Below are 14143 nucleotides of genomic sequence, written 5' to 3' on the forward strand. Positions count from 1 at the left end.
GCGCGTCCCCCGTTCGGCCCTCGGATCCGACCCCGCTGACCAGGGACGTAACAGGATGAGGGGGTCGATGACCGGCGAGAAGGCGGTGCGCATGCAGTTCGACGACGACGCGCGTCTGGACACCTCGGAGGTCCAGGACGTACGCGGCAGCCGGCTTCCCGGCGGGAGGGCCACCATGGGCGGCGGGCTCGTGGGGGTGATCGCGCTCGTCCTCGGGCTGCTCTTCGGCACGGACCAGTTCGGGCTGTCCGACGGGACCACCGGCGCTCCGGCGGCGCAGATGTCCAGCGAGGCGCAGGTCCAGGAGCAGTGCCGGACGGGCTCGGACGCGAACAGCAGACAGGACTGCCGGACCGTCGCCGTGGTCAACAGCGTGCAGGACTTCTGGGGCTCGGAATTCGGCCGCAGGAGCGCCACGTACACGCCCGCCTCGACGGTGTTCTTCACCAACCAGGTCGCCACCGCCTGCGGCTCGGCGACCTCCTCGGTCGGGCCGTTCTACTGCCCCGGCGACCGGCGGGTCTATCTCGATCTCGGCTTCTTCGACGAGCTGCGCACGAAGTTCGGTTCGAGCGGCGGGCCCTTCGCGCAGGCGTACGTCGTGGCGCACGAGTACGGGCACCACGTGCAGAACCTGATGGGCACGCTGACGCGCGCCCAGGACGGGCGCACGGGCGAGAACAGCAACGCGGTCAGGGTCGAGCTGCAGGCGGACTGCTACGGGGGCGTGTGGGCGCACCACGCGACGACGACGCCCACCGAGTCCACCGGCAGGCCGCTGATCACGAGCCTGACCGACGCGGACATCCGGGACGGCCTGGACGCCGCCGCGGCGGTCGGCGACGACCGGATCCAGGAGCGGTTCCAGGGGCAGGTGACGCCGGAGACGTGGACGCACGGCTCGGCGCGGCAGCGGCAGCAGTGGTTCTACCGGGGCTTCGAGAGCGGCGACATGGACCGGTGCGACACCTTCCGGTGAGCCGCTGAGCCAGTGCGCCGCTGACCTACACCCCGCCCGTGTGGACCTGGAAGGCCGCTCTGCGGACCGCCTTCGCGAGCGCCGGGTCGGGGTGCGCGGCGGCGAGCGCGACGAGCACCTGCACCGTGCGCGGGTGCCCGACGGCGCGCACCTCCGCGATCAGCGCGGGCACCGTGGGCTGCACCGCGGCCTCCAAGTGCCGTACGAGGAGGGGGGCTTCGCCGTGGTCGGCGACGGCGGCGGCGGTGTCGACCCACAGCCAGGTCGCCTCCTCGCGGCTGAGCACCGTGTGCACGTCCTCGGGGTCGGCGCCCTCGTACTCGGCGAGCCACAGCAGGGCGTAGGGGCGCAGGTGGGAGTCGTCGGCGGCGCGGCGGACCTCGGGCTCGGCGGGGGCGCCGACGACCCGCAGCGCCTCGAAGGCGAGGCCGCGCAGCAGGGCGTCCTCGCCGCGGGCGGCGTCGAGGAGGTCGGTGACGGCGGTGCCGATGTCGCGGGCGGCGAGCCAGGCCCGGTACTCGTCGCGCGCGGCCTTCGGGCGAAGCCGTGCGCAGCCGCGCAGCATGTCCTCGGCCGACACCTCGATGTTCCCCGCCGGGGACTGGGCGGCGACGCAGATCTGCTCCAGCTTGACCCACACCGCCCAGCTGCCCAGCGGCGTGAGGGTGGCGTGCCCGTCGTCGTAGGTGAGCGCGCCCACGGCGGCGAGGCCGCGCAGGGACCAGTCGAGCAGCGGGCGGAGCGGGGTGTCCTGCGGCGGGGTCGGTTCCGGCTGGGGCCCAAAGGGGATCTCGCAGCGTTCCGTGCGCAGTTCCGTGACGCGCTGGTCGAGGAGGTCGAGGAGCTGGGTCGCGGCGACGCGGTCCGCCATCAGCTGCAGGAAGCTCAGCAGTTGCGGCACCGCCTCGACGACCTCGGCCACCGCGGCGGGGCCGACCTCCTCCGGCGCCCGGTGGACCAGCGACCAGGCGTCGAACAGGGCGACCCAGCCGCGCAGTACGGCGGTGTCGTCACGGTCCCAGGCGCGCAGCCGCCAGCCGGGCCGGGCGCTGGCTCCGTGTACCTCGACGAGTCCCGCGAGGCGGGCCGTGTCCCAGTCCGCACGGACCTGATCGACCGTCAGCCCGAGCTCGTCCGCGGCGCGGAGGGCGGTCGCGTCGGCGAGTGTGCCCTTGCCGTCGCGGGCGGCCATGTTGTTGCCGGGGCCGATCCTGGTGTCCGCCCAGCGGGCCACGCGGACGGCGGCGGCGAGGTCGCGGCGCGCTGCGCGGGCGAGCTCGGCGGGCGGCGGGGTGCCCTCCGGTGGGCGGGGTGCGGGACGGCGTGCGGCGACCGGCCGCGGGGTCGGGGCGGCCAGGGGCTGGCGGCGCGGGCTGACGAGTCGGAGCCGGGAGTCGCGCGGGGTACGGGACGTCACGAGGGGCAGTCTCTCGGTTGACCCCGCCAATTCCCAAACGGGGGGCCTGTAAAGCCGTTTCACCAACGGTTCCGGCGCCGGCTACATCAGCGGCGTCAGGAACCTTCTCAGCGCCTCCTCGTAGCCCTTCGGGTCCGCGTTCCACATCGCGTTGTGCGGGGCCTCGTCCACCTCGTGGAGGGTGACCAGGTCCGGGCGGCGGTCCGCCAGGCGGCGGGAGAGCACCCACGGGGACACCTCGTCGCCGGGGCCGTGGACCAGGAGCGTGGGGACCTTGAGGGAGCGCGGGTCCGCGGCCTCCGAGAGGCGGTCGCCGCTCAGGCCCGTGCGGCCCTGCGCGGCGCGGACCGCGAGCGGGAGCAGCGGTCCCGGGGTGCGGCGGGCGCGGGCCAGGGCGCGCAGCGTCACCTCCCAGCTGAGCACCGGCGAGTCCAGGACCAGGCCCTTGACGCGGTCGCGCAGCGCCGAGTGGGCCGCCGCGTGCAGGGCCATCGCGGCGCCCGTGGAGAAGCCGAGCACGATGACGTCGCGGGCGCCGTAGCGCACGGCGTAGCGGATCGCCGCGTCGAGGTCGCGCCACTCCGTCTCGCCGAGGTGGCCGAGGCCGTCCGGGGAGCGGGGCGCGCCGAGGTCGCCGCGGTAGGCGAGGTCGAGCACCGGGAACTGGTGGTGGTGCAGGAACTCCATGAGGTTCATGGGGTGTTCGCGGGTGGTGCCGAGGCCGTGCACGGTGATCACCCATGTGTCGCGGGTGCCGGGCACGAACCAGGCGGGCAGCGCGCCGAGTTCGCCGGGCACGTCGACGTCGGCGTGGTCGAGGCCGAGTGCGGCCTTGGGGTCACCGATGTGCACCTGGGGCGTGAGCCAGGCCCTGGCGCCGGGTTCCAGGGTGCCGTGGGTGACCCGCTCCAGGCGGCGTACGACGGTGTCGGCGGAGGTCGTGGCCGATTCGACGACCGGGCCGACCACCGCGTGGTAGCCGTCGCCCCGTAGCCCGTAGGTGCCGGGGCGCAGCGAGGCCAGGTCGCGGGTCAGGGTGACCTGGCCCGCGGCGGTGGCGTGCACGGTGAGTCTCGGCTCGGTGGGCAGCGGGCGGCCCGGGGCTGCCTTGAGCGCCGCGTCGCTGGCCAGGCGGCCGACGGCGATCGCGGCGGCCGAGGCCCCTATGACGGTGGTGACGGCAGCGGCCGTCGCTCTGGCGGTGCGCACCCGTCCAGTGTCGGCGTCCGCGCCCGCCCCGGCCAGTGGGGCGACGGCTACGGGTGACGCGAACAGCGCGAACCGGTCACCGGGTGGCGCCCCGCTGCCCGTATCCGCTCAGCCGCTCCTCCACCTCGCGCAGCTGCTCCCCGGTCAGCAGCGACGGGGTCAGGCCGGGGACGGAGTGGGCGGTGAGCCACAAGCGGCACATCCACTCCAGTTGGGCGGTGCGGTCGTAAGCGGCGGCGAGAGTGGCTCCGTATGTGAGAGTGCCGTGGTTCTGGAGCAGGCATCCCGTGCGGTCGGCCAGGGCGAGCAGCATGTTCTCGGCCAACTCCTGGGTTCCGTACGTGGCGTAGGGGGCGACCCGGACGGGGCCGCCGAGCGTCGCGGTCATGTAGTGCACGGGTGGGAGTTCGGGCACGAGCGTGGAGACCGCGGTGGCGTGCACGGCGTGGGTGTGCACGACGGCGCGGGCGTCGGTGTGCCGGTAGACCGCGAGGTGCATGGGGAGTTCGCTGGTCGGCTTCAGGGCGCCGGCCCGCCGTTCGCCGTCGAGGCCGACGGCGACGAGATCGTCCGGGCCGAGGTCCTCGTACGGGACGCCGGTCGGTGTGACGAGGACCGTGTCGCCGTCCGCCCCGCCCACTCGTACCGAGACGTTGCCCGAGGTCCCGACGACCAGGCCGTCGGTCACCGTCCGACGGGCCGTCAGCACCAGTTCCTGCCAAGCCTCGTCGAGTTCCTGAAGCTGTGTCATGGCGCGCATCCTGCCAGCCGCCCGGAGCGTGGCCGGGGCGGATCCGTACGGAGTCCGATCTTCCGGAATGCCCCATATGGGGATTGATCACTCTCTGATGTTATTTGGCTGACCTTGGCCGGGTAATTAATGATCTCTCGCTACTCTCTGGGAGTTCCCTGGGGATTTGTCATGCACGTCGTCACTTTCGGGGGGTATTCATGGCTCTCAGTCTCACCGCGTCCCCGCGCCGCCGCCGCGCCGCCGCACTCACGTCCGTCGCCGCACTGACCATCGGCGGCACCCTGCTCACGGAGCTGCCGGCACAGGGCGCGGGCAAGCCGCGCGGGAACGACGTCTCGTCGCACCAGAAGAACGTGAACTGGCAGAGCGCGAAGAACAAGGGCGCCCGGTTCGCCTACGTCAAGGCGACCGAGTCGACGAACTACCGCAACCCCTACTTCTCCCGGCAGTACAAGGGCGCCCGGAACGCGGGCATCATCCGCGGCGCCTACCACTTCGCGCTGCCGCAGAAGTCCTCCGGCAAGGCGCAGGCCTCGTACTTCGTGCGCAACGGCGGGGCCTGGCGGCGCGACGGCTGGACGCTGCCGCCCGCGCTCGACATCGAGTACAACCCGTACGGCAAGGGCAAGCACCCCTGCTACGGGCTGCGGAAGTCGACGCTGGTGTCCTGGATCAAGTCCTTCAGCAACGAGGTCGTACGCAAGACAGGGCGCCGTCCGGTCATCTACACCAACGCGCGATGGTGGAAGCAGTGCACCGGCAACAGCGGGGCGTTCGCCGGCAACCACGCGTTGTGGCTCGCCCGGTACGACAAGAGCGCGGGCGCACTCCCGGCGGGCTGGACCTACTGGACGTTCTGGCAGTACGCCGACAAGGGCCGGCTGCCAGGTGATCAGAATCTCTTCAACGGCTCGATGACCCAGCTCAAGCGGTTCGCGAGGGGGTAGCCGAAAGACCCGGCCGAAGGTCCCCGGAGCCCCTGGTTCCGGGGCTGCGGGCACCTCGAACCGGAACCCGCGGCGCCACCTCGCGGCAAGCGGAGCGAGGCCCCTCCGGTTCGGGTCACCGCGACGCCCGACCCAGTTCATCTTCCGTTCACTCGGGCTCTTTACGTTCCAAGAGCCACTGACGTCCAACCGAAGCCTGGGTAAATGGAACACATCACGCTGCTCCTAGCGATCGTGATCGTTACCGCGCTGGTCTTTGATTTCACCAACGGTTTCCACGACACCGCCAACGCGATGGCGACGACCATCTCGACAGGCGCTCTCAAGCCGAAGACGGCGGTGGCCATGTCCGCCGTGCTGAACCTCGTCGGAGCATTCCTCTCCGTCGAAGTCGCGAAGACGATCTCCGGCGGCATCGTCAATGAGGACGGCCTCAAAACAGAGGTCATTTTCGCGGCGCTTGTGGGCGCCATCCTCTGGAATCTGCTGACCTGGCTGCTCGGCCTGCCGTCCAGCTCCTCGCACGCCCTGTTCGGTGGCCTCATCGGCGCCGCGGTCATGTCGATGGGCTGGTCCTCGGTCAACGGCGGCACGGTCGTCTCCAAGGTGCTGCTGCCCGCGGTGGCCGCGCCGCTCGTCGCCGGCATCGCCTCGATGCTGGCCACCCGCCTCACGTACCGCATCAGCAAGAAGACGGACGAGCGGGCGACCGCCAAGGGCTACCGCGCCGGGCAGATCGCCTCCGCGGGCCTCGTCTCCCTCGCGCACGGCACGAACGACGCGCAGAAGACGATGGGCATCATCACCCTCGCCCTGATCACCGGCGGGGTCATCGCGCCGGACGCCGACCCGCCGATGTGGGTCATCGTCTCGGCCGGTGTCGCCATCGCGCTCGGCACCTACCTGGGCGGCTGGCGCATCATCCGCACCATGGGCAAGGGCCTCACCGAACTCGCGCCGCAGCAGGGCTTCGCCGCGCAGACCAGTGCGGCGACCGCGATCCTCGCCTCCTCGCACCTGGGCTTCTCGCTCTCCACCACGCAGGTCTGCTCCGGCGGTGTGATGGGCGCGGGCCTCGGCCGCAAGGGCGGCGTCGTCCGCTGGTCGACCGCCTCCCGGATGTTCATCGCGTGGGGTCTGACGCTGCCGGCCGCGGGCCTGGTGGGCGCGGGCGCCGAGTTCCTGACCAAGCAGGGCCCGTGGGGCATCGGTCTCACCGCCGCGCTGCTCGTGATCGGCTCCGGCATCATCTGGAAGCTGTCGCGCCGCAACTCCATCGACCACACCAACGTGACGGCGGACGAGCCGCACGCCGCCCCCGCCCAGGAGGCTCCGGGCGTCGTGACGACCGCGATCGCCTCGGTCACCCCGCCGCCGACGGGCACGGTCGAATCGGCCGAGTCCGAGGCGAAGATCTCCGACCGCCCGAAGGCCGGTGCGGTGAGCGACCCCGCGCGCCCCGCCGGCGCCACGCTGTAGTGCAGAAGGAAGCAGGGCAGGAATGAACATCGACTGGGCGGCCCTCGGCTCCGTCTTCGGCGTCTCTCTCGTGGTCACCGTGGCCCTCGTCGGCCTGTTCACCCTCGGCATCGTGGGCCTCTCCAAGCGGGAGTCGGCGGCGCGCGACGGTGGCTCGGCGGCGGCTCTGACGTCCGGGGCGTATGTCTGCTTCGCGCTGTGCGCGGCGGCCGTGGCCTACGGGATCTATCTGATCGTGGCCTGACAGGCAGTCATAGGTGAGCGGGGTGCGGGACGTGCGACGTCCCGCACCCCGCTTGCGTGATCAACAGCAAGTTGACGTGCCAACTCGGAGCGTGGTGGACTTCCCCCGCCATATACGGCAGCAGTTGAGGAAGCCGGTGCGAATCCGGCGCGGTCCCGCCACTGTGAACCCCCTGCATCACTCGGGGTGAGCCAGGAACTCTCGCTGCCGGTCTCTTCGAACCAGGGCGTGGACACCCTGAGTGAGGACACCTACCGCCATGTTCGCCCCGCGCGGCACTTGGCGGCACGAGCGCGTGTACGCGTGCGGTGCCGCCGCCGGAATCTTCGCCGACCTTCTTCTCGGCGATCCGCGCCGTGGGCATCCCGTCGCCGGATTCGGACGCGCCGCCTCGGCCGTCGAGCGCGGCCTGTGGCGGGACCACCGTGGCGCGGGCGCCCTGCACACCGCGGTGTGCGCCGGTGGCGCCGCCGCTCTCGCCGCTGCCGCCTCCCGTGCCGTACGCCGCTCCCCCGCCGCCACCGTCGCGCTGACGGCCGCCGTCACCTGGGCCGTCGTCGGCGGCACCTCGCTGGGCCGGGAGGCGCGGGCGGTCGGATCCGCGCTCGACGCCGGGGACGTGGAGCTCGCGCGGGAGCTGCTGCCCCGGCTGTGCGGCCGCGACCCGCAGGGGCTCGACGCCGACGGGATCGCCCGCGGCGTCGTCGAGTCCGTCGCGGAGAACACCTCCGACGCCGTCGTGGGCGCGCTCGTGTGGGGCGCGCTCGGCGGGGTGCCGGGCCTGGTCGCCTTCCGCGCCGTGAACACGCTCGACGCGATGGTCGGGCACAAGTCCGTGAAGTACCGGCGGTTCGGCTGGGCCTCGGCCCGCCTCGACGACGTGGCGGGCTGGCCGGGAGCGCGCCTCACCGGCGCCCTGGCGGTCCTCGCGGGCGGCAGGCCCCGGCAGGCGCTGGACGCGTGGCGTGCGGACGCGCGGCGCCATCCCAGCCCGAACGCGGGCGTCGTCGAGTCCTCCTTCGCGGGGGCGCTCGGGGTGCGGCTCGGCGGGACCTTGGCGTACGGCGGCCTGGTCGAGCACCGGCCGGTGCTGAACGCGCCGGGGCGCGCGGTCGAAGTGCGTGATGTGGATCGGGCCGTGCGCTTGTCACGGCGGGTGTCTCTGTTGGCGTTGGGAGTCTGTGTGGGTGCGCGACTGGTACGAGCACGGGGGCGGCGATGACCGGCGGAGGACTGCTCGTCGCCGGAACCACCTCCGACGCCGGGAAGAGTGTCGTCACCGCCGGGATCTGCCGGTGGCTGGTGCGCCAAGGCGTGAAGGTCGCGCCGTTCAAGGGGCAGAACATGTCCCTGAACTCGTTCGTGACCAGGGAGGGCGCCGAGATCGGGCGCGCGCAGGCCATGCAGGCGCAGGCCGCGCGGGCGGAGCCGAGCGCGCTCATGAACCCCGTCCTGCTCAAGCCCGGCAGCGACCGCAGCAGCCAGGTCGTCCTCATGGGCAAGCCCGTGGGCGAGCTGAGTGCGCGCGGCTACCACGGCGGTCGGCAGGCGGCGCTGCTCGACACCGTCGTGGGGTGCCTGGAGGAGCTGCGCGCCACCCATGACGCCGTGATCTGTGAGGGCGCCGGGTCGCCCGCCGAGATCAACCTGCGGCGCACCGACATCGTGAACATGGGGCTCGCGCGGGCCGCGCGGCTGCCGGTGCTCGTCGTCGGCGACATCGACCGGGGCGGTGTCTTCGCCTCGTTCTTCGGGACCACGGCGCTGCTCGCGCCGGAGGACCAGGAGCTGCTCGCCGGGTACCTCGTCAACAAGTTCCGCGGCGACGTGAGCCTGCTGGAGCCGGGGCTCGACATGCTCAAGTCCCTTACCGGGCGCGACACTTACGGTGTCCTGCCGTTCCAGCACGGTCTCGGCATCGACGAGGAGGACGGGCTCCGGGTATCCCTGCGGGGCTCCGTACGGGAGTCGGTCGTAGCGCCGCCCGTGGGCGAGGACGTGCTGCGGGTCGCCGTGTGCGCGGTCCCTCTGATGTCGAACTTCACCGATGTGGACGCGCTGGCCGCCGAGCCCGGTGTCGTCGTGCGGTTCGTGGACCGGGCCGAGGAGCTCGTCGACGCGGACCTGGTCGTGGTGCCGGGCACGCGCGGCACCGTGAAGGCGCTGGAGTGGCTGCGTGAGCGCGGGCTCGCGGACGCCCTCGCGCGGCGGGCCGCCGAGGGGCGGCCCGTGCTCGGTATCTGCGGTGGCTTCCAGCTGCTCGGCGAGACGATCGAGGACGAGGTCGAGTCGCGGGCCGGTGTCGTCGACGGGCTCGGGCTGCTTCCCGTACGCGTACGGTTCGAGGCCGAGAAGACCCTCTCCCGGCCGGTGGGCGAGGCGCTCGGCGAGTACGTCGAGGGGTACGAGATCCATCACGGCGTCGCCGAAGTGCTGGGCGGCGAGTCCTTCCTGGACGGGTGCCGGGTCGGGTCCGTGTGGGGGACGCACTGGCACGGCTCGCTGGAGTCGGACGGCTTCCGGCGGGCGTTCCTGCGGGCCGTCTCCGACGCGGCGGGGCGGCGGTTCGTACCGGCGCCGGACACGTCGTTCGAGGCGCTGCGGGAGGAGCAGCTCGATCGGCTCGGGGATCTGATCGAGCGGCATGCGGATACGGACGCGCTCTGGCGGTTGATCGAGGGGGGTGCGCCGGCGGGGTTGCCGTTCGTGCCGCCGGGAGCACCGGGGACGCCGTGATGGGAGGTCGCCCCCGCCACCCGCCCCCCTTTGCACCGTTCCCCGCGCCCCTGGACACGTTTTACTCACTGGAGGTTGTCGGCTGATGCCCACCCCTTACCCGTTCACCGCCGTCGTCGGGCAGGACGATCTGCGGCTTGCCCTGTTGTTGAATGCCGTGTCGCCCGCCGTTGGCGGTGTGCTCGTGCGCGGGGAGAAGGGGACCGCCAAGTCCACCGCCGTACGTGCCCTGTCCGCGCTCGTGCCGGGCGTCGACGTCGTCTCCGGATGCCGGTTCTCGTGCGATCCGGTGGCGCCCGATCCGCAGTGCCCCGACGGGCCGCACGCCGACACCCCGGGTGCCCAACGAGCCGCGCGCATGGTCGAGTTGCCGGTCGGCGCCTCCGAGGACCGGCTCGTGGGTGCGCTCGACATCGAGCGGGCGCTCTCCGAGGGCGTGAAGGCCTTCGAGCCGGGACTGCTCGCGGACGCGCATCGCGGAATCCTGTATGTGGATGAAGTCAATCTGCTGCACGACCACCTTGTGGACCTGCTGCTCGACGCCGCCGCCATGGGCGCCTCGTACGTGGAGCGCGAGGGCGTCTCCGTACGGCATGCCGCACGCTTCCTCCTCGTAGGGACGATGAACCCCGAAGAGGGCGAGCTGCGGCCGCAGTTGCTCGACCGGTTCGGGCTGACCGTGGAGGTCGCGGCCTCGCGCGAGCCCGAGCAGCGGGTGAAGGTCGTCAAGCGGCGGCTCGCCTACGACGACGACCCCGAGAGCTTCGTGGGCGAGTGGGCCGACGAGGAGGCCGATGTCCGGGCCCGGATCGTCGCCGCGCGTGAGCTGTTGCCCCAAGTGCGGCTCGGCGACCGGGCGTTGACGCAGATCGCGGCGACGTGCGCGGCCTTCGAGGTGGACGGCATGCGCGCCGACATCGTGATGGCGCGCACCGCCACCGCGCTCGCGGCCTGGGCCGGGCGCACCGACGTCCTCGCGGAGGACGTGCGGCAGGCCGCGCTGCTCGCGCTCCCGCACCGCAGGCGCCGGAACCCCTTTGACGCGCCGGGACTCGACGAGGACAAGCTCGACGAGACCCTGGACGAGTTCGGACCACAGGAGGAGCCCGAGGAGTCCGAGGGTCCCGAGGGCGACGACGATCCGGACGGTGGGCCCGACGGCGGCGGCTCCGGTGGCGGCGTGCCTCCGCAGGACGGCCCGCACGACGGCCCCCAGGAGACCAAGGACTCGCGGGACTCGCAGGACACGCAGGACGCCCCGGCCGGCGACGGCCGGGAGGACTCCCCCGAGGAGCCCGCCGCTGCCCCCGCGTCCGGCGGCGGCGCCCCCGAGCAGAAGCCCGTGGCGGCCGGTGAGCCCTTTCGTACGAAGATGCTGAGCGTCCCCGGCCTCGGCGAAGGAGCCGCGGGACGGCGGTCCCGGGCGCGTACCGAGCACGGCCGCACGACGGGGGCGACGCGACCCCGTGGCGCCCTGACGAAGCTGCACCTGGCGGCCACCGTGCAGGCCGCCGCCCCGCACCAGCGGGCGCGCGGACGTTCGGGCCGGGGGCTCGTCGTACGCCGTGACGATCTGCGGCAGGCAACCCGCGAGGGGCGCGAGGGGAACCTCGTCCTGTTCGTGGTCGACGCCTCGGGGTCGATGGCGGCGCGGCAGCGGATGACCGCGGTGAAGGGCGCCGTGCTGTCGCTGCTGCTCGACGCGTACCAGCGGCGGGACAAGGTCGGGCTCGTGACCTTCCGGAAGTCGGCGGCCGAGGTCGCCCTGCCGCCCACGTCGAGCGTGGACACGGCGGCGGCCCGCCTGGAGTCGCTGCCGACCGGCGGGCGCACCCCGCTGGCGGCCGGGCTGCTGAAGGCGCACGAGGTGCTGCGTGTGGAGCGGCTGCGGGATCCGGCGCGGCGGCCGCTGATGGTCGTCGTGACCGACGGGCGGGCGACCGGTGGTCCTGAGCCCGTGAAGCTGGCGGGCCGGGCGGCCGGGCTGCACGCCGCGGAGGGGACGGCGAGCGTCGTCGTCGACTGCGAGACCGGCATGGTGCGGCTCGGGCTCGCCGGGGAACTGGCCGGCCGGCTCGGCGGCACCGCCGTCACGCTGGACGAGCTGCGGGCGGATTCGATCGCCGGGCTCGTGAAGGACGTCACTGGGACGCAGAACACCATCAGGAGGGCCGCTTAAATGCCGCAGGGACAGCCGAGCGTCGTACCGAACGACGGGCTGACGACACGTCAGCGTCGCAACCGCCCACTGGTGTTCGTGCACACCGGCATCGGCAAGGGCAAGTCGACGGCCGCGTTCGGGCTCGCGCTGCGCGCCTGGAACCAGGGCTGGCCGATCGGGGTGTTCCAGTTCGTCAAGTCGGCGAAGTGGAAGGTCGGCGAGGAGAACGCGCTCAGGACGCTCGGCGCGAGCGGCGAGGGCGGCACCGTCGCCTGGCACAAGATGGGCGAGGGCTGGTCGTGGGTGCAGCGCGACGACCAGGCCGACAACGAGGAGAAGGCGCGCGAGGGCTGGGAGCAGGTCAAGCGTGACCTGGCCGCCGAGACGTACAAGCTGTACGTGCTCGACGAGTTCGCCTACCCGATGCACTGGGGCTGGATCGACGTGGACGACGTCGTCGAGACGCTGCGGAACCGTCCCGGGCAGCAGCATGTCGTCATCACCGGCCGCAACGCCCCTGAGAAGCTGGTCGAGTTCGCGGATCTCGTCACCGACATGTCGAAGGTGAAGCACCCGATGGACGAGGGCCAGAAGGGCCAGCGGGGCATCGAATGGTAGGTACGCAGACCGTGGGCGTGCCGCGCCTTGTGGTCGCCGCGCCCGCCTCCGGCACCGGCAAGACGACCGTGGCGACGGGCCTGATGGCGGCGTTCGCCGAGCGCGGGCTCGCCGTGTCGCCGTACAAGGTGGGGCCCGACTACATCGACCCCGGCTATCACGCGCTCGCGACCGGCCGTCCCGGCCGCAACCTCGACGCGTACATGTGCGGACCCGAGCTCGTCGCCCCGCTGTTCGCGCACGGGACGGCCGGGTGTGAACTCGCCGTCGTGGAAGGCGTGATGGGCCTGTTCGACGGTGCGTCGGGAGAGGGCGAGCTGGCCTCGACGGCCCACGTCGCGAAGCTGCTGAAGGCCCCTGTCGTGCTCGTCGTCGACGCCTCCTCGCAGTCGCGGTCGGTGGCGGCGCTCGTGCACGGCTTCGCCTCCTTCGACCCCGAGGTGCGTCTCGCGGGCGTCATCCTCAACAAGGTCGGTTCCGACCGCCATGAGGAGCTGCTGCGCGAGGCCATGGAGGAGGTCGGCGTCCCGGTGTACGGGGCGCTGCGCCGCACCCCGCGGGTGGCCACGCCGTCCCGGCACCTGGGCCTGGTCCCGGTGGCCGAGCGGAGCGCTGACGCGGTGGACTCGGTTCGGGTGTCGGCGGCGATGGTGCGGGAGGGGTGTGACCTGGAGGGGTTGTTGGGGCTGGCCCGTAGCGCGCCGCCGCTCCATACGGAGGTGTGGAGTCCCGGTGGGCCGGAGGGTCTGGCCGAAGCCGGGGTTGAGGCCGCGGGGCTCCGCCCCGGACCCCGCGCCTCAAACGCCGGCGGGGCTGGATTTGCCGGCGGGGCTGGAGTGGCCCGGCCCGTTGTTGCGGTGGCCGGAGGGGCCGCGTTCACCTTTTCGTACGCCGAGCACACGGAGCTGCTGCGTGCGGCGGGCGCCGACGTCGTCACGTTCGATCCGCTGCGCGACGAGCAGCTTCCCGAGAACACCTCGGCCGTGGTGATCGGTGGTGGCTTCCCGGAGGTCTACGCCCCGGAACTGTCCGCCAACGAACAGCTCCGCAAGGCCGTGGCGGAGCTCGCCCGCGGCGGCGCCCCCGTGATCGCCGAGTGCGCGGGCCTGCTCTACCTCTCCCGCTCGCTCGACGGACAGCCGATGTGCGGAGTGCTGGACGCGGACGCGAAGATGTCCGGCCGGCTCACCCTCGGCTACCGGGACGCCGTGGCCCTGTCCGACAGCCCGCTCACCGCGACGGGGGCCCGGCTGCGCGGCCACGAGTTCCACCGGACCGTCCTTGAGCCGGGGGCGGGGCCCACGCCCGCGTGGGGCATGCGGCTGCCGACGCCGCGTGTCGAGGGCTTCGTACAGGGCGGCGTGCACGCCAGCTATCTGCACACGCACTGGGCGGCGCTGCCGGACATCGCGCACCGCCTGGTCCAGTGGAGCGGCGCACGGTGAACGGAGAGCCTGTGCCGGAGCCACCGTCGTCCGCCCGAAGGGCGGGCGTCACGGCGTCCGGTGCGTGCGATCGCAAGGCGCCGGAGCGTCCTAGTAGCGGAGCTACTCGGACGATTCGGCAACGCCGCGAGCGTGCGTGCCGGACGTCGTGGCG

Annotated in this window: 12 protein-coding genes and 1 riboswitch; of the genes, 9 read left to right on the forward strand and 3 right to left on the reverse strand. The window is 72.7% G+C overall.

What is annotated here, in order from left to right; genetic code table 11:
* The first annotated feature begins 91 nt into the window (after window positions 1-91).
* Window positions 92-979, forward strand: a complete 888-nt coding sequence (locus ACFYWS_RS36955) for a neutral zinc metallopeptidase (RefSeq protein WP_389283940.1) — start codon at window positions 92-94, stop codon at window positions 977-979.
* Window positions 980-1004: 25 nt separating this feature from the next.
* Here ACFYWS_RS36955 and ACFYWS_RS36960 read toward each other — a convergent pair whose 3' ends face one another.
* The 3 genes from ACFYWS_RS36960 to ACFYWS_RS36970 form a co-directional block, all read right to left on the reverse strand.
* Entirely contained in the window at window positions 1005-2396 is a 1392-nt protein-coding gene (locus ACFYWS_RS36960; RefSeq protein WP_389283808.1) for a hypothetical protein, read from the reverse strand.
* A gap of 81 nt (window positions 2397-2477) precedes the next feature.
* Window positions 2478-3605 (reverse strand): alpha/beta hydrolase, encoded by a 1128-nt coding sequence (locus ACFYWS_RS36965; protein WP_389283810.1) that lies wholly within the window; start codon window positions 3603-3605, stop codon window positions 2478-2480.
* A 76-nt stretch (window positions 3606-3681) separates the two neighbouring features.
* Window positions 3682-4365: a class II aldolase/adducin family protein gene (locus tag ACFYWS_RS36970; RefSeq protein ID WP_389283812.1), complete on the reverse strand. Its 684-nt coding sequence runs from the start codon at window positions 4363-4365 to the stop codon at window positions 3682-3684.
* A gap of 191 nt (window positions 4366-4556) precedes the next feature.
* Between ACFYWS_RS36970 and ACFYWS_RS36975 the strand changes: the two genes are divergently transcribed.
* The 8 genes from ACFYWS_RS36975 (at window position 4557) to ACFYWS_RS37010 (ending at window position 13989) form a co-directional block, all read left to right on the forward strand.
* On the forward strand, window positions 4557-5306 hold the full coding sequence (locus tag ACFYWS_RS36975) for a lysozyme (RefSeq protein WP_389283814.1): 750 nt from the start codon (window positions 4557-4559) through the stop codon (window positions 5304-5306).
* Between the two features lie 204 nt (window positions 5307-5510).
* The gene (locus ACFYWS_RS36980; protein ID WP_389283816.1) at window positions 5511-6785 is read left to right on the forward strand and encodes an anion permease; all 1275 of its coding nucleotides are present in this window, start codon (window positions 5511-5513) and stop codon (window positions 6783-6785) included.
* A gap of 22 nt (window positions 6786-6807) precedes the next feature.
* Complete coding sequence (locus ACFYWS_RS36985; protein ID WP_389283818.1) at window positions 6808-7029, forward strand: hypothetical protein; 222 nt, start codon at window positions 6808-6810, stop codon at window positions 7027-7029.
* A 77-nt stretch (window positions 7030-7106) separates the two neighbouring features.
* A riboswitch (cobalamin riboswitch) is annotated at window positions 7107-7251 on the forward strand.
* Between the two features lie 37 nt (window positions 7252-7288).
* Window positions 7289-8251: a cobalamin biosynthesis protein gene (locus tag ACFYWS_RS36990; protein WP_389283820.1), complete on the forward strand. Its 963-nt coding sequence runs from the start codon at window positions 7289-7291 to the stop codon at window positions 8249-8251.
* Window positions 8248-9765 (forward strand): cobyric acid synthase, encoded by a 1518-nt coding sequence (locus ACFYWS_RS36995; protein WP_389283822.1) that lies wholly within the window; start codon window positions 8248-8250, stop codon window positions 9763-9765. The genes ACFYWS_RS36990 and ACFYWS_RS36995 overlap by 4 nt, the downstream gene beginning before the upstream one ends.
* Window positions 9766-9850: 85 nt before the next feature.
* On the forward strand, window positions 9851-11944 hold the full coding sequence (locus ACFYWS_RS37000) for a putative cobaltochelatase (protein WP_389283823.1): 2094 nt from the start codon (window positions 9851-9853) through the stop codon (window positions 11942-11944).
* Complete coding sequence (cobO, locus tag ACFYWS_RS37005; RefSeq protein ID WP_389283825.1) at window positions 11945-12544, forward strand: cob(I)yrinic acid a,c-diamide adenosyltransferase; 600 nt, start codon at window positions 11945-11947, stop codon at window positions 12542-12544.
* A complete protein-coding gene (locus ACFYWS_RS37010; protein ID WP_389283826.1) occupies window positions 12538-13989 on the forward strand; it encodes a cobyrinate a,c-diamide synthase in 1452 nt (483 codons plus the stop codon). The genes cobO and ACFYWS_RS37010 overlap by 7 nt, the downstream gene beginning before the upstream one ends.
* Window positions 13990-14143 lie beyond the last annotated feature (154 nt).

Origin of the sequence: Streptomyces sp. NPDC002795 (genome assembly GCF_042888725.1) — a bacterium.
In the GTDB taxonomy this organism is placed as follows: domain Bacteria; phylum Actinomycetota; class Actinomycetes; order Streptomycetales; family Streptomycetaceae; genus Streptomyces.

Excerpts from the sequence above, each read along its gene's own strand:
- ACFYWS_RS36955 (WP_389283940.1), top strand. The coding sequence starts at position 92 with ATGCAGTTCGACGACGACGCGCGTCTGGACACCTCGGAGGTCCAGGAC.
- ACFYWS_RS36970 (WP_389283812.1), bottom strand. The coding sequence starts at position 4,365 with ATGCGCGCCATGACACAGCTTCAGGAACTCGACGAGGCTTGGCAGGAA.
- ACFYWS_RS36975 (WP_389283814.1), top strand. The coding sequence starts at position 4,557 with ATGGCTCTCAGTCTCACCGCGTCCCCGCGCCGCCGCCGCGCCGCCGCA.
- ACFYWS_RS36980 (WP_389283816.1), top strand. The coding sequence starts at position 5,511 with ATGGAACACATCACGCTGCTCCTAGCGATCGTGATCGTTACCGCGCTG.
- ACFYWS_RS36985 (WP_389283818.1), top strand. The coding sequence starts at position 6,808 with ATGAACATCGACTGGGCGGCCCTCGGCTCCGTCTTCGGCGTCTCTCTC.
- ACFYWS_RS36990 (WP_389283820.1), top strand. The coding sequence starts at position 7,289 with ATGTTCGCCCCGCGCGGCACTTGGCGGCACGAGCGCGTGTACGCGTGC.
- ACFYWS_RS36995 (WP_389283822.1), top strand. The coding sequence starts at position 8,248 with ATGACCGGCGGAGGACTGCTCGTCGCCGGAACCACCTCCGACGCCGGG.
- ACFYWS_RS37000 (WP_389283823.1), top strand. The coding sequence starts at position 9,851 with ATGCCCACCCCTTACCCGTTCACCGCCGTCGTCGGGCAGGACGATCTG.
- cobO (WP_389283825.1), top strand. The coding sequence starts at position 11,945 with ATGCCGCAGGGACAGCCGAGCGTCGTACCGAACGACGGGCTGACGACA.
- ACFYWS_RS37010 (WP_389283826.1), top strand. The coding sequence starts at position 12,538 with ATGGTAGGTACGCAGACCGTGGGCGTGCCGCGCCTTGTGGTCGCCGCG.